Raw genomic sequence first — 16,243 nt, forward strand, 5'->3', positions numbered from 1 at the left:
CCATGGCCAACCAAACCTTAACGGACTCGTGACACCCGCTCCGCGGTGTCACGCATCCCCCGTGGCCGAAATTTCGAGCGAGTCACGGCGCGCCTAACCTCCGTCATGATATAGTCCGATGACCAACTCGCGTGGAGGTGCTCATGCAGATACTTAGCGTAGCGGAAGCGAAGGCCCGATTGTCTGCCGTGCTGGCCCAAGTCGAAGCGGGCGAAGAAGTCGTCATCACGCGGCGCGGTGTTGCGATCGCGCGCATTGTGGCCGAACCCGCTGCCAGGTCCTCGCAGTTCGATATGGCCGAGCTATTCGCATTCGTCGATGGGCAACCCATGCATGTCGGCATGGATGCCGGTCAATTTGTCGGTGAAATGCGGACCGACGCGCGTTTCTGATGCGGCGCTATTTCGACACTTCTTTGCTGGTAGCCGCCCTGATTCGTGAGGCCGGGACCGCGGCCGCAAAGACCTATTTGACCGGCTGCGGCGATGAGCCTTGGCTCATTTCGCGTTGGGTCACCACGGAATTCTCTTCCGCACTGGCGATCAAGGTGCGTACCGGCATGATTACGACGAGCGAGCAGAACGCCGCACTGACCATGTTTCGCCGTTTCAGCGCACTGCGCCTGGACGTGGTGAATATCGAATCAGCGGATTTCGATGTCGCTGCGGAAATGTCAGGTCACAGCGGGGTTGCGCTGCGAGCTGGCGATGCATTGCATCTCGCCGTATGCAGACGCTTGGGGACCCGGCTGGCCACCTTCGACGCCGGACTGGCCGCAGCGGCAAACCACCACGGCGTGACAACCGACTTTCTTACGGCCCCGTAACAGCGTTGATTTCCGCCATCACCCGCCCGGCGAAATGGCGGAACCGCTATCGCGTTCCGCCCTACGACCCGGTGACCCCTTGAGTTGGGCCCAAATCCGCTGGCCGTCATGACAGCGGAAGAGGACGACTGCAAGTCGTCGATCCCGGGATGTTGGCGCTTCGCGACGATCGCCGGCGTCGCGTCCGGACGGTCGCATGGCTCATGTACTCACCCGTCTTGATCCGGATCCTCGTCGAGTGGCTTGGGGCCGATCCGATAGCGTCGCTTCTCTTCGGCGACCCGCAGTAACCGACGGGGATCGAGTGCCCCGATATCGCAGCCGCCACCCTCGGGCACGACAGCTCCCTCGGTCAATGCCTCGACAACGCGAGACGCAGCGGCGACCGGATCACGATACAGCTCGCATTCCCAGACGACGATGACCTTCCAGTCCGCGGCCTCGAGCGCGGCGACGGCCTCCGCGTCGCGCGCGACGTTGCGCTCGAGCTTCTCTTTCCAGAAGGCCGCGTTGGTGCGCGGAACGGTCGCGCGTTTGCAGTCGGCATGGTGATGCCAGAAGCAGCCGTGAACGAAGACGACGGCGCGGTATTTGGGCAGGATGAGGTCCGGACGGCCCGGCAGTCCGCCGCCGCTCAGTCGATACCGAAAGCCGAGCCGATGCAGCGCGGAGCGCAGGATCCACTCGGGCTTGGTGTCCTTACCGACGACTCGGGCCATGAGGCGCGAGCGCTGGGCCGGGGTGAGCTTGTCCGTCACCGGGCAAGCCGTTGCCTGCTCGCAGCCTGCAGAGGCAAGGGGCGATCCGAATCGGTGCGCAGCAGCGCGGTGATGGCGTCGGGATCCAAGGGCCGGCTCTTCAGATACCCCTGGAAGAGATCGCAGCCTTGGTCGCGCAGGATATCGAGCTGGGATCGGGTCTCGACACCCTCGGCCAAGACCTGCAATCCGAGGGCATGGCCCATCGCGATGATCGCGTCGACGATGGTGCGGGCATCGGGCTGCTGGTCGATCTCGTCGATGAATCGCTTGTCGATCTTCAACAGGTCCAGGCGGAACCGGCGCAGATAGGCGAAGGAGGAATAGCCGGTTCCGAAGTCGTCCACCGCCATCCTGATTCCTTGCGCTCGCAGGCGTTCCAGAACACCCAGGGTGTCGCCCTCGCGCTCCATCAGGGCGCTCTCGGTGAGCTCGAGCTCGAGACGATCCGCCGGGAAGCCGGTTTGCCGAAGCACGCGCGCGACGGACTCGACGATATCGGTTTGACGCAGCTGATACGCGGAGAGATTGACCGCGATAACCAAGGGGGCGATGCCGGCCTCCATCCAGAGCGCCCCTTGCCGACAGGCCTCGTGCAGGACCCACTCCCCGAGCGGGCCGATCAAGCCGGTCTCTTCGGCCAGCGGAATAAACTCCCCGGGCGGGATCAAGCCGCGCTCCGGGTCGTTCCAGCGCACCAACGCCTCCACACCGATGATACGGCCGGTGGCGATCTCGACCTGGGGTTGATAGTGGGCAACCAATTGCCCTTCGGCCAAGGCGTCGCGCAGTCGCCGCTCGGTCTCCACGCGCTGTCGCGCGCTGTGGGTCAGATCCTCGGTATAGAAATCGAATCGACTGCGCCCCCCCGCCTTCGCCCGATAGAGGGCGGCGTCGGCTTGGCGGAGCATCTCGCCGGCATTCAATCCCGGCCCCTCGCAGAGACTGATCCCGATGCTCGCCCCGATGCGTACCTCGACCCCGCCTGGAAGCACCGCGGATTCGCCCACGGCGGCGATCAAACGCTCCGCTGCGCGGGCCGCGGCCTGCGGGTCGGGGAGATCTTCGAGCAGGATCGCGAACTCGTCGCCGCCGAGACGTGCGAGCGTGTCGGCGGGATCCAGGCAGCCGGCAAGGCGCAGCGCGGTCTGTTTCAGCAGCACGTCGCCCGCCGGATGGCCGAAGCTGTCGTTCACGTCCTTGAAGCGATCCAGGTCCAGCAAGAGCAGCGCCAGATGCTGATCTTCGCGGATCGCGACCGCGATCGCGTGATCCAGCCGCGAGACCAGCAGGAGGCGATTGGGCAAACGGGTGAGTGGGTCATGGTGGACCAGGAAGTCCAATCGGGACTCGGACTCCTTGATCTGCGACAGATCCGAGAAGGCGCCGACGAACTGGATCACCTTTCCCGAGACGTCCTTGACCGCGCTGATGTTGAGCAGCACCGGATAGAGCTCGCCGTTCTTACGTTGGTTCCAGAGCTCGCCCTGCCAGTGCCCGGTTTCGCCGATGGTCGACCAGAGTGACTCGAAGAAGGCGGCGTCATGTACCTCGGGGCTCAGGAGCTCCGATGTCCGTCCCACCGCCTCGCCCTCGGAATACCCCGTCAAGGCCACGAACGCCCCGTTGACCTGCACGATACGGCGATCGCAATCCATCACCATGACGCCTTCGCGCGTATTCTCGAACAAGGCCGCGGACAACCGCAGGCGCTCCTCCTGGCGCTTGCGCTCCCCGATATCGTCGACGGTCGCGACGAAATAGTTGACCGTGCCGTCGGCGTGTCGGACCGCGCGCACATCGATCGCCGCCTGGACGACCTGCCCGTCCTTGCGCACGAAGCGCTTTTCCATCGCGTACCCGTCCGAATCCCCTGCCATCACCCGCCCGAACTCGTCTAGATCCGCGTCGAGATCCCCGGGATGGGTCAATTCGCTCCAGGTCTTCTCGGCCAACTCGGCGCGCCCATAGCCGAGGATCTCGCAAAGCCGATCGTTGAAGTGAACCCACTGCTTGGTGAGCGGCGAGGTAATGGCCATCCCGACAAAGGGAAGCTCGTAGAACTTGGTCAACAGGCGATCATTTTCCGCGGCCTGCGCCTTCATCTCCAGGCGGTGGGCGCGCTGCTGCAAACGCCAAAACGAGAAGGACAGGATGCCGGCCACGACAATCGCAAAAAAGGCGATGAGGCTGACCCAGAAGACCAGGACCTTCAGCGGGGACATGACCTCCGCACGATCGATCTTCGCGATCAAGCGCCAGTCGGTCCCTTCGATCCGATGGTAGACGGCTAAGACGCGAACGCCTCGATAATCCATCCCCGGGACCCGCCCGGTTGTCGCGGCCTGCTGGAGGGCTGCCGTCGCCGGGAGCGGTTGGGAGAGCGGCACCTGCCGGCTCAAGGGCAACCACCGCTCGTGCCGAGGCGCCGTCATGAAGACCGCAAGGTCGCCGACCCGATCGACCACCAGCGTCTCGGCACTCGGACTGGAGGTCGGCCAGGTCTGGAAGAGCGGAAAAAAGAAGGTTTGCGGCTTCGCGTGCAGAACAACGGCCGCAACCACGCGCTGCGTATCGCCATCCATGACCGAAATCGGCACGATCCAGTCCAGATGGACGACGCCCTCGTCGTCCTGATAGAGATCGCTCCGCAGGATCCGCCCCTCGGCCCGGGCCCGCACGGCCAATGCCTTGAGCGCCTCGGAAGGCAGGTGGCTTTCCAAGAGCGCGAGGACCACGTCACCCCGGGAATCGAGGAGCATGACCCCGTCGTAGCCGCGGGCGTTCGCCAACGCGGCGAGTCGCTCCGAGACCTCCGCGGCGAGCGATGGATCCGCATCCGGCTCGCGCAGCAGGCCGGCGACGCGCCGAGAGAACGCCGCGTCGGATGCCAGAAGTGCCCCGTCGGCATCGCGAACCGCCATCCACTGCTCCAATTGATTTGCCTTCAGCGCGGCGATCGCCTCGAGGTTCTCGTACGCATCGCGCTCGAGCTGGGGGCCGTGAATCAAAACCAAGCCGAAGGCCAACAAGGGGATCAGCAACAAGGAGCCGACGATCGCGAGCAGCAGACGACGGCGTTTGAGCGGCTCGCCGGGCCTGTCCGAGGACACCTCGGGAAAACGACGCAGCAGGAGGTAGAGCAAGCCCGCCGTCACCACGACGAACAACCATCCTTTGAACATGCTCAGCCAGAGCAGAATCCCCGAATCGCCCGCACCGGCGCTCAGCAGCCAGTCCGAGACGACGATCCACAAAAGTGCGAAGAGGGTGTAGGCGACGGTGGTTCGCAGTGCCGGCGACCCCCGCAAGAGTTGCTTCATCGGTTGCCTCGGTTCACCCGTGCCGCGTCGACTGAATGAAGGTGCGTCGGCTCCGGTGAGCCGGCGATCCTCCGCCGAGGCGCTAAAACGAGCATTGCCCTGACGAATCCTCTCACTTGACAAAATTCATCGGAATAAACTTGTCGCATCGGAACAAGGGCTTCATCTTACAGAGTCTGGACGCACGATTTCACGCACAATCAAGAGCCGACCAAAGCCCTGACCGCATTCCTGCGGTACCTTCAAATTTTCGACCGCATGCGGACAAGTCGGCACGACGCCGGCAGAATGGCGGGAAAGCCCTACACCCACTGAGACGGTCCTCGCGAAACGCGGGATGGAGACCAACGACGATGCCGAAGAACATGATGGAACGCGTAGACGTGGGCGGCCTGAAGGTCGCTAAGCCCCTATACGATCTGCTCGAGAGCGAGGTGCTGCCGGGCACGGGTCTCGATGCGTCTGACCTGTGGCGTGCCTTTGCCGACATGGTCGGCGAACTTGCCCCGCGGCACCGCGCGCTTCTGGCCAAGCGCGATGCACTGCAGGCGCGCATCGATGCCTGGCATCTGGAGCATCGCGGACAACCCGTCGACTCGGGCGCCTACCGCGCGTTCCTCTCGGATATCGGCTATCTGGTGCCCGAAGGTCCCGGGTTCGGCGTCACGACGGCCGGGGTCGACCCCGAGATCGCCGAGATCGCCGGACCCCAGCTGGTCGTGCCGGTCAGCAACGCCCGTTATGCGCTCAACGCGGCCAACGCCCGCTGGGGCAGCCTCTACGACGCGCTCTACGGGACCGACGTGATCCCGGACACGGATGGGCTGGAGCGCGGCAAGACCTACAACCCCGAGCGCGGCGCCGAGGTCATCGCCCGCGCCGCAGCCTTCCTCGACGAGGCGGCGCCGCTGACCCGCGGCTCGCACGGCGAGTCTTGCGGCTATCGGATCGAGGACGGCAAGCTGGTCGTCTGCCTGCCGGACAATAGCCAGACCATGCCGAGCGAGCCGGGTCAGTTCGTCGGCTACCTCGGCACACCGGAATGCCCCTCGAGTATTCTCCTGATCAACCACGGGCTGCACATCGAGATTCGAATCGATCGCGAGCACCTCGTCGGCCAAGCCAGCCCGGCCGGCGTCGCCGACGTCCTGCTCGAGTCGGCCGTCACCAGTATCCAGGATTGCGAGGACTCGGTCGCCGCGGTCGATACCGAGGACAAGGTCGGGGTCTACCGCAACTGGTTGGGCCTCATGAAGGGCGACCTCACCGCCCGTTTCCAGAAGGGCGGCAAGCCCGTCGATCGCGCCCTGGACGAAGACCGGACCTACCGCACCCCGCTCGGCGGGACATTGACCCTGCCGGGGCGTTCTTTGATGCTGGTGCGCAACGTCGGTCATCTCATGACGACGGATGCGGTGCTGGATGCGGACGGCAACGAGATCCCTGAAGGCATGCTCGATGCTCTGGTCACGGTGGCCTGTGCACTCCACGACATCCATCCGACCTACGGGTCGCATCGCAACTCGCGCGCGGGCAGCATCTATATCGTCAAACCCAAGATGCACGGACCCGAGGAGGTTCAGCTTGCGGTCGACATCTTTGCCGGCGTCGAGGATGCGCTGGGTCTGGCCCGCAACACCATCAAGATCGGCATCATGGACGAAGAGCGCCGCACGACCCTGAACCTCAAGGAGTGCATCCGGGTGGCCTCCGAGCGGGTCATCTTCATCAACACCGGCTTCCTGGACCGCACCGGCGACGAGATCCATACCGACATGGAGGCCGGCGCAGTGCTGCGCAAAGGCGACATGAAGACGGCGCCTTGGCTGCTGGCCTACGAGAACTGGAACGTGGATGTCGGTCTGGCCTGCGGTCTGCGCGGTCATGCCCAGATCGGCAAGGGGATGTGGACCATGCCCGACGAGATGCGTGCGATGGTCGAAACCAAGGCCGGACATCCCAAGGCCGGGGCCAACTGCGCCTGGGTACCCTCCCCGACCGCTGCGACCCTGCACGCGATGCACTACCACCAGGTTGATGTGGCCGCCGTGCAGGCCGAGCTGGCCGCGGGTGGCCCGCGGGCCGGCCTGGACACCATCCTGCAGATCCCGCTCGACCCGGCGTGCGCCTGGAGTGCGGAGGAGATCCAGCAGGAGCTCGACAACAACTGTCAGGGCATTCTGGGCTACGTGGTGCGCTGGGTCGATCAGGGTGTCGGCTGCTCGAAGGTGCCCGATATCGCCAACGTCGGCCTGATGGAGGATCGCGCAACCCTGCGGATCTCGAGCCAGCATGTCGCCAACTGGCTGCATCACGGGATCGTATCGGGCGAGCAGGTCATGGAGACGCTCAAGCGGATGGCCGCCGTGGTCGACGCACAGAACGCCGATGATCCCGTCTATCGCCCGATGGCACCCGGATTCGACGGCATCGCCTTCGAGGCCGCGGCGGACCTGATCTTCAAGGGCCGCGAAGCCCCCAACGGCTACACCGAGCCGACCCTGCACGCAATGCGGCGTCGGCTCAAAGGGCATTAGACCGCACCCCGGGGTGGCCTAGGATCGGTCTCCCCGGGTTGGTGGCGCGCGGAGCGGCGAGCTTCGCCGCGGGCTTGAAGTGATGAGGAATGTCGACAGCCTCGTGGTTCAGGTGCGATTCAGCTCGGATCCCCTACTCTTGCGTTCATGACGGCTACCCCTTGCCCGTCGTTTCGCTGGAGATCGACCATGAACATCAAACCCCTGGCGCTGTTGATTCTCTCCGCTGTCGGTTTCGCGATCCTCGCACACACGCCGGCGACCTCGCAGGCGCGGGAGCATTCCCGATGGGAAGGACGCGACGGTCGAGAATGGCGCTGTGATCGCGCTCGGCCGTGCCAGCGCTATGACCGCCGTGATCGGCACGAACGCCGCACCACCATCACGGCCCCCGAATACGGAGGCCATGCCATTCGCGGTTACGTCCCGCCCCGCTCGGTCATCCTGAACCCGCCCGAGCCCCGATACAGGCGTTACGGAGAGTCGAGATAACGCGCTGCGGTGCGTGAACGCCTTCGGCCGGGCGCACCGTCTGTGCTAGATTCACGCGCAGCTGGAACGGACCCCGGAGCCGAAGACACCATGCGTCAGACCAGACTCGCCCTCGCCCTACTGCTCCTCGTCGCCGGCGTCGCGACGACCGGTACTGCGTGGGGCCGTAGCGACAAGTCGGGCCAAGGACAGATGACCCCGTCCCAAGCGGAGCAGGCGGCGCGTCGCCAGACCGGCGGCGGGCGCGTGCTCTCCGTCAAACCATCCGACGGCGGTTATCAAGTCAAGGTCCTCACCCCGTCCGGCGAGGTCAAGTACATCTTCGTATCGGGCCGCTGACGAGAACTCTCATGCATGTCTTGGTGATCGAGGACGAAGCGCAGCTGCGTCGCCAAATCATCGATCGTCTCGGTCGCGAGGGCGCCATCGCAGAAGGTACCGGCGAGGGTCGCGAAGGCTTGTACCTCGCGAGCGAATACCCCTTCGATGCAGCCGTGATCGATCTCGGCCTCCCCGGGATGAACGGGCTGGAGATCATCCGCAAGCTGCGCGCCGAAGGCAGTCTGCTGCCGATCCTGATCCTGACCGCACGCGATCGCTGGCAGGACAAGGTGGAAGGTCTCGAGGCCGGGGCCGACGACTATCTCGTCAAGCCCTTTCAGGCCGAGGAGCTGTTGGCCCGACTGCGCGCCCTGATCCGCCGAGCCAACGGGGCGGCCTCTCGGGAGCTGCGCATCGGCCCGTTGCGCATGGATCTCGTCGCCCAGTCGGTCTGGATCCACGAGCGCCCGACCGAGCTGACCGCCTACGAATACCGCCTCTTGGAGCAGCTGGCGAGCGCCCGCGGCGGTGTGCTCTCCAAGCAAGCCTTGGCGGACCGGCTCTATCCGCACGACGAGGATCGCGACAGCAACGTGATCGAGGTCCTCCTGGGCCGCCTGCGACGCAAGCTCGACCCCGACGGATCGCTTGCACCGATCGAGACCTTGCGCGGCCGCGGCTACCGCTTGGCACTCGCACGCGAGGACGCGCGCCCGGGTTCCGTCTGATGTCGCTGCGTGCGCGTGTCGTCGCCTCCGCTGCGGCGGTTCTCGCGGTCTTCATCCTCCTCACCAGTCTCGCCCTGGAACAGGCCTTCCGCGACACCGCCGAGTCCTCGCGCGAGGAGCGGCTCCTTGCGCAGATCTTCCTGCTCATGGCCGCCGCGGAGGCGGAGAACGACGGCCTGGTCTTTCCCGACGCGCTCGCCGAAGCGCGCTTCAGCCTGCCTGCATCCGGCCTGTACGCCCGCGTCTTCGACGGGGCCGACCGTCTGATTTGGGAATCGGACTCCGCGATCGGCATCCCCGAGCCCGCCCCCATGGCACTCGCGCCGGGCGAACGTCGCCTCGAATTCAGGACCGACGGCCAGGGAGAGGACTATCTGGTCGGGGGCTTCGGCGTGTCTTGGGCCACGGGGTCGATTCCGCGCAACTATGTCTTCCTGGTCGCTGAAGACACGGCCGCCTTCGACGTGGAAGTCGGACGCTTTCGCGCAAGCCTCGCGGCCTGGCTGGGGGCGATGGCCTTGCTCATGTTGACGGCATTGGTCTTGATCCTCGCATGGGGACTCGCGCCTCTGCGACGCGTGAGCGCGGAGGTGGCAGCAGTCGAGGCCGGCAAGCAGGCCAAGATCCTCGGCACCTATCCGAGCGAGATCCGCGCCCTGACCGACAATCTGAACGGCTTGCTGGCCCATGAGCAGGCGCGCCAGAGGCGTCTCGACAACGCGCTCGGCGACCTCGCCCACAGCCTCAAAACCCCGCTCGCCGTCATCAGAGGGGCCATCGGCGACATCGCGACGGGGAAGGAAACTGCCCTGCTCGTGGAGGACCAACTGGCGCGGATGGACACCATCATCGCCCATCAACTGCAACGCGCCCGCACCGGCGGGGGGCAGAACGCCATCCTGTCGCCGCCGCTGCAGGTCGCGCGCGTCGCGGAGCGTCTGATCGGTTCGCTGAGCAAGGTCTACCGCGACAAAGGCGTCGCGGTCACGATGGCCGTCCCGGAGGAGATCCAGATCAACGGTGCCGAGGGGGATCTCATGGAGATGCTCGGCAACCTCCTCGACAACGCCTTCAAATGGTGCCGGAGCCGAGTGATCGTCCGCGCCGCCACGGAGAAGGGAACGCTGGTCATCGCGATCGAGGACGACGGACCGGGCATTCCGCCGCAGCATGCCGAGCGCCTGCTCGCACGCGGGACACGTGCGGACGAGGCCGTGCCGGGACACGGCATCGGCCTCGCCATGGCCCGCGAGATCTGCGAGGCGTACGGCGGTCGCCTCGGCGTCGAGGTCTCGACACTCGGCGGCGCTCGGGTCTGTCTGCTGATTCCGACGTGAACGCAGGTCTTGGAATCCTGGACCGCGCCAACTCGGGCACGCGTGATTTCAGCCGCAGCCGATCCGCTCCAAACAAGACACAGACCGCTTCCTACGCGGTTTCGCCGCCGAAGCCTTCCGGGTTCTCCGACTGCCAGCGCCAGGTATCGCGCACCATCTCGTCGATTCCGAGCTCGGCCTCCCAACCGAGCTCCGACTTCGCGAGGGCGGGATCGGCATAACAAGCGGCGATGTCTCCCGGCCGGCGCGCGACGATCTCGTAGGGCACGGGCCGTCCGCTCGCGCGCTCGAAGGCCGCGACCATATCCAACACGCTGTAACCTTGTCCGGTACCCAGGTTGTAGACCACGACGCCGGGCCGCTGTGCGAGTCGATGCAGGGCCGCAAGATGTCCGCGGGCCAAGTCGACGACATGGATGTAATCGCGCACGCCGGTGCCGTCCGGGGTGGGATAGTCGTCGCCGAAGACGCGCAGTCGCGGCAGCTTGCCGACCGCGACCTGTGCGACATAGGGCATCAGGTTGTTCGGAATGCCGTTGGGGTCCTCGCCGATGCGCCCGCTCGGGTGCGCGCCGACCGGATTGAAATAGCGCAGCAGCGCGATGTTCCAGGCCGCGTCCGAGACGTGAAGATCGCGCAGGATCTCCTCGATAAAGAGCTTTGAGCGGCCGTAGGGATTGGTCGCCGACAACGGAAACCCCTCTCGGATCGGCACCGTCGCCGGATCCCCGTAGACCGTGGCCGAGGAGCTGAAGACGATGTTCTTCACCCCTGCCGCCGCCATCGCCTCACAGAGTGTAATGGTCCCGCCGACGTTGTTGTCGTAGTAGGCGAGCGGGATCTCGACCGACTCCCCGACCGCCTTGAGTCCGGCGAAATGAACAACCGCATCGAAGACGTGCTCGCGAAAGATCGCATCGAGTGCGGCACGATCGCGCAGATCCGCCTCGATGAATGTCGGCCTTCGGCCCGTTATCTCGCCAACCCGCCGCAGCGACTCCTCTTTACTGTTGCAGAGGTTATCCACCACCACGACGTCCATACCCGCCGCCAACATCTCCACGCAGGTATGGCTGCCGATATACCCCGCCCCGCCCGTCACCAGAACACGCATCGCATCACTCCGTTTTCGGCTTTTGAACATTTTTCGTGGCTTTATCGACCGACGCTCATACCTCCGACAGCCTGCTTTCAGGAGGCATCCCCCATCTTAGCCTCTTCGGCGAGGGTTCGAAGACAGAGGGTGCCTTGCGGATCGTTGCGCACCAGGACGGTGCGCGAGCGAGCGATCCTCCATCCGGATCGATGCGGCGGGCGCTCGGCCCAAGGGCGCGGCGCCGGCTTTCCTACTGGGTGCGGATCGTCGCTCCGACCCTAAACCCCGCCGGCGCTCATCGCCGAAAGGCGTCCCCCGGGATCGTCGACTTGCAGTCGACATCTTCCCACGCCCGACAGCAAGCGGGTCGAGCCCGACTCGCACCCCCTTGTCTCGCACTCGGCGGCGTTGGGCCGGGGCTAGGCCCGGGCGTCTCGCCATCGACGGGGACGGTGCCGATATCCAACACATCGCGCATGGAGATGTCATCGACCGACGAGCGCCCCACGTGGCGTCCTTTGTGCTTAACTCTCCCGCAGAACGCGGCCGTGCGCGCGTCTCCCGATCACGAGCGCCGTGCCCCCGCGGCAGGCCCCGCCCAACACTTGCAGGTCACCGACATGATCGATCCCATTCGCGAGCTTGGTCTCCACATCGATGCGTCCGCCGATCGTCCCGACGGCCCCTGCGCACCGCTCTCGGCCGACGACCGCCAGAAGCTACATCTCTACATCAACTTCAAGCTGATCTCCTCCGGTCAACCCTCATGCGGTACGGCGGCGACGGAGGGCTTCATCGAGATCGCCCACGATCTGCTGTTGAGTTATCGCGAGAAAAACCGGCTCTTATCGTCGTATCACTGCCCGGTAGATCGGCGGATCCAGGACTTTCTGGGGCGCTATTTCGAGGATCTGGAGCTGGACCGAATCCCGACCCTGCCCTTCCAATCCTTCATCCTGGACCGTCACGGACTGGCCCGCGAGCTTTCCGTCCCGGTCGACAGCGATGTCTTCACCTCGGACATCATTTCGAGCTATCGCGTAGCACAAGGCGTGCTGCACAACCCGGCGAGCGACCGGCGCACGACCGAGGGGTCTTTCCACGTCGCCGAAGGCGGGCTGCCGATCCCGGGCGACAAGAAAGCGGTCCCCAAGGCGGTCTTCGCAAAGATGCTCGAGGCTGCGCTCGATCCGCCGGACGACCTGCTGACCATCCCCTTTACGGCGAACCACAGCGAGCCGGCACGGATGTTCGTCTCTCTCCTGCTGCGGCCCTTGGTGTGCCCGGAGGTGCCCGGTTTTCAGCCCGAGAAGAACATGGAGATCCGCTTCTTCGCGCCGGGTAATCTCGTCTCCAACCTGGATTTCGTGGAGAGCATCTTCGGCAACGGCGGCAATCCCTATCTTGCGGATTTCGATGCCGCTCTGGACGTCGACCACTGGACCGGCCACACCGGCTGCGTGCTGCTTGCCCCGCACCTGACGCAACTCACCAAGCAGGCGCTGGGACTGCCGCACCGTGACCACGCAACGGAGCGCCAGCGCGCCGAGGGCATGTGCTGGAGCGATCCGGATGAGCGCTACAACGACGGCAGTGCCTTCAAGATCACCGCGCGCGACGACTCCGGGGTCATCGTCACCATCCTGGCGGACAACTATTTCGGCTACTGCAAGAAGGAGGTGAAGACACAAATCAGCTTCGCCGCCAACCTCTTCGGCCTGGCCGAGGAGGAGCACTCGGGCGGCGCGCTCGCATTCCCGCGATTCAACCACGGCGAGGAGTTCGGCGTGGATCAGACCACGCGCGAGCCCGGCTATTCCTTTACCGATGTCGCCGAGCGCTACGGCGCGATCATGGACCTGCAGCCGGAGGGCTACGGGATCGACAAACGCTTCCCGCAAGTCGTCTACGTTCCGCAAAAACTGCGCATGGACCTGCTCGCCCAGCGGATCACGTGGGATCACGACGGCACGACGCGAACCATCCGCCTGCAGCCGGGCAAGATCTACGTCCAGCCCAACGGCTACAAGATCGAGATGCACAAGCACCCGGGCGCGCCGTCCTGGCGTCTCATCGGGACCAAGGCGGAAGGGACCTTCTGCCACAAGCCCTGCACCGTCTCGGGCGGCGGCAAGTCCGAGATCTCCAAGTCGTTGGAGGACGCCGTCCTGTACGGCCCCATCTTCGTCGACGATCTGAATCAGGATCTGGACCGGGTGCAGGAGATCTTCGACCGCGATTACCGAGACCGCTTCCGTCCCGGCTTCGAGCACGAGGACCACGACGCCGGGCGCAAGCCCTTGTCCCCGGAGCGCAGCCTGGGCTCGGTGATCAAGCTGCTGACCCCCTCGCCCAGTCATACGCACGAGTACAACACCTGGCTCACGATGATCCCGCCGCGGTTGCTGGCCCTCACCTTCATGATCAAGCGGCTCTACCGTCCGAGCTGGGGCGAGGCGTGGCGCGACCGCTTCTCGGTCGACGAGGTCGACGGCGCGCCGGGCCACGAGCTGAAGGCCTTCGGGCGGCGCATCGTGGCGACCTACCTGCGCGTCGGGTTCGATCCGGACAGCAAGTGGCGGACCTTCAAGCTGCGTCAAGACTTCATCGCGGCCGAGAAGATCCAGATGGAAGACGACATCACCGCGTCGGTCGTGATTCCGCCGGGTGCGGTCAGCGGCTGTCGAGCCGCGGCTCGCGAGGGCGAACACAGCCTCAAGCTCGCCCGTAACTGCGAGTACCGCCTGTTCCAGCGTCCCGACGATGCCATCATCCCCGGCTTCGACAAACAGACCGAGCTCGAGATGGCGCAGGACGGCAACTTCATGGCCAACTACGAGCCGTTGCATGGACCGACACTGGACGCCGTCATCGGCGACATTCTGACCCTCTCGACCTTCACCGCACCCATGCGCGAGCGTCTCGAGCATGCAGCACGCGACGGCCTCGCCGTGGTCTCCTCGGCACACCCGCGGCTGGTCGACGGTAAGCCGTCGAAAAACCCCCGCTACCTTCAGGTGCGCCCGGATCTGGTCAACCCCGTGCGCAGCTATGTCGCCGAGATGGGCGCGCGCTTCCATCGCAAGCTGCCCTTGGATATCCCGGTCTGTCACCCGGTCGACGCGGTCCTGACCGGGCGGCGCAACAACCCGCCGGAGCCCGGCATACGCGCGCTCGCGGTCTACAACCCGATCCATTACCAAGAGCTGCCGGAGCTCTTCATGGACTTCATCTGCTCGCTCACCGGCAAGTCTCCCTCCACGACCGGTGCCGGCAGCGAAGGGGCGTTGACCAAGGCGCCGTTCAACGCCGTGCGCCCGACCGTGGATCTCAACAACGCCCTGGTGTCCTACATCCTCACCGGCTATGCCGGGTTCTCGAGTTCCGCCGGACACATCGGCCCGGACGTAAAGGTCTCGCACGACGTCTCGCTGTTGATACCGGAGATCTGGGCCCGTCTCACCGAGCAGGAGCGCGATCCGCAATACCTGATCGCAAACGACTATCTCGAGCCCCTCGCAGACTTCGAGCACCAGGGCCGCACCGTACTGGCCAGCCGTCTGGGCTACCGCATCACCGAGCGCTTCGTCGCCCACTTTCTAGGCAAGATCTTCGACAACCCGCGCGCCGTCTTCACCTCGGCCATCCTGCGCCCGGAATCGCAGAGCCTGGAGGTCTTCGTCGACGGCATCGAGAACATCTGCGAGGCACAAGAGCGCGTCGCCCGGCGCTATTTCGAGGACGGCAGCATCGCGGACGCCTGTCCGCCGCTCGCAGCCCTACTCCACATCATGGCGGAGGGCCACTATCAGGGGCGAACGGTCCACGACCCCCTGATCCGCAACCTCTTCACCCGCGAGTCCCTATTGAGCTCCGATTGGTATCGCGAACGTCTGCAGATCAAGCAACAGCGCGACATCCAGCTCGCTCGGAGGATGGTGCTGAATCTGCAGCAGTTCATGGATCTGCGCCACTACGCCGACGAGGCCGACCGTCTCGACGCCGCGGCGCGCCTGGAGCGCGCCAAGGCCGACCTGGCACGGGTCCAGGAGCCCGCCTACCTGGAAGCCTTGGTCGGCACCATCGGTGCGGATCCACTTGGACCGGCGCGGGAGATCATGTTCGAGGCCGAGCGACAGGCCGCCTAGGGCGCACCTGCGCTCGGTCGCCGTGACGGGGACGCGCATTCCGGACGGGTATGCGCGTAAGGGGATTACCTGGAGGAGCGCCTGAAGGACAGAAAACGCGTCCACCAGCGTACGCGGACCGAGCGTCTCGGCGACCCCAAGACCCTAACGGAGGGCTGACCCGCCGTTGGGCCCGCGGCACTCGAGCGTGGCACGTCGATCGACGTACTGCTCTCCAGCGCACGCCTGACAACCCGTTCGAAATCGAACGCATAGGTCGTCCCGGGCGCCGCCGGAGAGACCATCTCCGGCCTGTGGATCTCGGAGCGAGCTAGATCGGGCTTCGGCGCAGTACGGCGGTCTTCAGTCATCACCACGGGCGTCATCTTTAACTGCTCCGTCTCGGAATCGTCTGTGGGGGCATCGTCCGTGAGATCCGAACCCGACACTCGCCGGACTCAGGGCTTGGACCGCAGGTGCTTCGCGACCGAAGATAAGGGGAATCGGGCGAGACCGTGACGAAAGTCTACAGTCGTCAGATGACCGCGATGCGTGATCTTGACAAGGGGATCCGTGAATTATTCACGCCTGTTCCGACACGCCGCTCGACCCCGCGACGTCGATCCGACCAAACAGCAGCTCGACCGACACCCCGGACCGCCTTGTGTTAGCGTGCCGGGCATCAGCCAACAATCCCG

Annotated in this window: 11 protein-coding genes; 8 read left to right on the plus strand and 3 right to left on the minus strand. The window is 65.2% G+C overall.

Annotated features, from left to right (window positions below; genetic code table 11):
* The first annotated feature begins 143 nt into the window (after positions 1-143).
* Positions 144-392: a type II toxin-antitoxin system Phd/YefM family antitoxin gene (locus THIMADRAFT_RS14060; RefSeq protein WP_007193721.1), complete on the plus strand. Its 249-nt coding sequence runs from the start codon at positions 144-146 to the stop codon at positions 390-392.
* Positions 392-826 (plus strand): type II toxin-antitoxin system VapC family toxin, encoded by a 435-nt coding sequence (locus tag THIMADRAFT_RS14065; RefSeq protein ID WP_007193722.1) that lies wholly within the window; start codon positions 392-394, stop codon positions 824-826. The genes THIMADRAFT_RS14060 and THIMADRAFT_RS14065 overlap by 1 nt, the downstream gene beginning before the upstream one ends.
* 209 nt (positions 827-1,035) lie before the next feature.
* Here the strand turns inward: THIMADRAFT_RS14065 and THIMADRAFT_RS14070 are convergent, their stop codons facing one another.
* Together THIMADRAFT_RS14070 and THIMADRAFT_RS14075 are read right to left on the minus strand one after the other, a co-directional pair.
* Positions 1,036-1,584 (minus strand): very short patch repair endonuclease, encoded by a 549-nt coding sequence (locus THIMADRAFT_RS14070; protein WP_007193723.1) that lies wholly within the window; start codon positions 1,582-1,584, stop codon positions 1,036-1,038.
* Complete coding sequence (locus THIMADRAFT_RS14075) at positions 1,581-4,907, minus strand: bifunctional diguanylate cyclase/phosphodiesterase (RefSeq protein WP_007193724.1); 3,327 nt, start codon at positions 4,905-4,907, stop codon at positions 1,581-1,583. The genes THIMADRAFT_RS14070 and THIMADRAFT_RS14075 overlap by 4 nt, the downstream gene beginning before the upstream one ends.
* A 365-nt stretch (positions 4,908-5,272) precedes the next feature.
* Here THIMADRAFT_RS14075 and THIMADRAFT_RS14080 point away from each other — a divergent pair, with 365 nt between their 5' ends.
* The 5 genes from THIMADRAFT_RS14080 to THIMADRAFT_RS14100 all read left to right on the plus strand — a co-directional run bounded on the left by THIMADRAFT_RS14080 (position 5,273) and on the right by THIMADRAFT_RS14100 (position 10,322).
* Positions 5,273-7,444 carry a malate synthase G gene (locus tag THIMADRAFT_RS14080; RefSeq protein WP_040731618.1) on the plus strand — a complete coding sequence of 724 codons (2,172 nt, stop codon included), beginning with the start codon at positions 5,273-5,275 and terminating at the stop codon, positions 7,442-7,444.
* Between the two features lie 189 nt (positions 7,445-7,633).
* Positions 7,634-7,936, plus strand: a complete 303-nt coding sequence (locus THIMADRAFT_RS14085) for a hypothetical protein (RefSeq protein WP_007193726.1) — start codon at positions 7,634-7,636, stop codon at positions 7,934-7,936.
* Positions 7,937-8,026: 90 nt separating this feature from the next.
* Positions 8,027-8,275: a PepSY domain-containing protein gene (locus THIMADRAFT_RS14090; protein WP_007193727.1), complete on the plus strand. Its 249-nt coding sequence runs from the start codon at positions 8,027-8,029 to the stop codon at positions 8,273-8,275.
* An 11-nt stretch (positions 8,276-8,286) separates the two neighbouring features.
* Positions 8,287-8,985, plus strand: coding sequence for a response regulator transcription factor (locus THIMADRAFT_RS14095; protein ID WP_007193728.1), 699 nt, complete (start codon positions 8,287-8,289; stop codon positions 8,983-8,985).
* Positions 8,985-10,322, plus strand: coding sequence for an ATP-binding protein (locus THIMADRAFT_RS14100; RefSeq protein ID WP_007193729.1), 1,338 nt, complete (start codon positions 8,985-8,987; stop codon positions 10,320-10,322). The genes THIMADRAFT_RS14095 and THIMADRAFT_RS14100 overlap by 1 nt, the downstream gene beginning before the upstream one ends.
* A gap of 91 nt (positions 10,323-10,413) precedes the next feature.
* On the opposite strand, the gene galE is transcribed toward THIMADRAFT_RS14100, so the two are convergent.
* Positions 10,414-11,436 carry a UDP-glucose 4-epimerase GalE gene (gene galE, locus THIMADRAFT_RS14105; protein WP_007193730.1) on the minus strand — a complete coding sequence of 341 codons (1,023 nt, stop codon included), beginning with the start codon at positions 11,434-11,436 and terminating at the stop codon, positions 10,414-10,416.
* A 602-nt stretch (positions 11,437-12,038) separates the two neighbouring features.
* Here galE and THIMADRAFT_RS14110 point away from each other — a divergent pair.
* Entirely contained in the window at positions 12,039-15,566 is a 3,528-nt protein-coding gene (locus THIMADRAFT_RS14110) for a hypothetical protein (protein WP_233490256.1), read from the plus strand.
* Positions 15,567-16,243: the final 677 nt, after the last annotated feature.

This window comes from Thiocapsa marina 5811, from assembly GCF_000223985.1.
GTDB classification, from domain to species: domain Bacteria; phylum Pseudomonadota; class Gammaproteobacteria; order Chromatiales; family Chromatiaceae; genus Thiocapsa; species Thiocapsa marina.

Bases quoted from the DNA above. Each gene is read 5' to 3' on its own strand.
- THIMADRAFT_RS14085 (WP_007193726.1), top strand. From the start codon at position 7,634: ATGAACATCAAACCCCTGGCGCTGTTGATTCTCTCCGCTGTCGGTTTC.
- THIMADRAFT_RS14065 (WP_007193722.1), top strand. From the start codon at position 392: ATGCGGCGCTATTTCGACACTTCTTTGCTGGTAGCCGCCCTGATTCGT.
- THIMADRAFT_RS14090 (WP_007193727.1), top strand. From the start codon at position 8,027: ATGCGTCAGACCAGACTCGCCCTCGCCCTACTGCTCCTCGTCGCCGGC.
- THIMADRAFT_RS14100 (WP_007193729.1), top strand. From the start codon at position 8,985: ATGTCGCTGCGTGCGCGTGTCGTCGCCTCCGCTGCGGCGGTTCTCGCG.
- THIMADRAFT_RS14075 (WP_007193724.1), bottom strand. From the start codon at position 4,907: ATGAAGCAACTCTTGCGGGGGTCGCCGGCACTGCGAACCACCGTCGCC.
- THIMADRAFT_RS14095 (WP_007193728.1), top strand. From the start codon at position 8,287: ATGCATGTCTTGGTGATCGAGGACGAAGCGCAGCTGCGTCGCCAAATC.
- THIMADRAFT_RS14080 (WP_040731618.1), top strand. From the start codon at position 5,273: ATGATGGAACGCGTAGACGTGGGCGGCCTGAAGGTCGCTAAGCCCCTA.
- THIMADRAFT_RS14060 (WP_007193721.1), top strand. From the start codon at position 144: ATGCAGATACTTAGCGTAGCGGAAGCGAAGGCCCGATTGTCTGCCGTG.
- galE (WP_007193730.1), bottom strand. From the start codon at position 11,436: ATGCGTGTTCTGGTGACGGGCGGGGCGGGGTATATCGGCAGCCATACC.
- THIMADRAFT_RS14110 (WP_233490256.1), top strand. From the start codon at position 12,039: ATGATCGATCCCATTCGCGAGCTTGGTCTCCACATCGATGCGTCCGCC.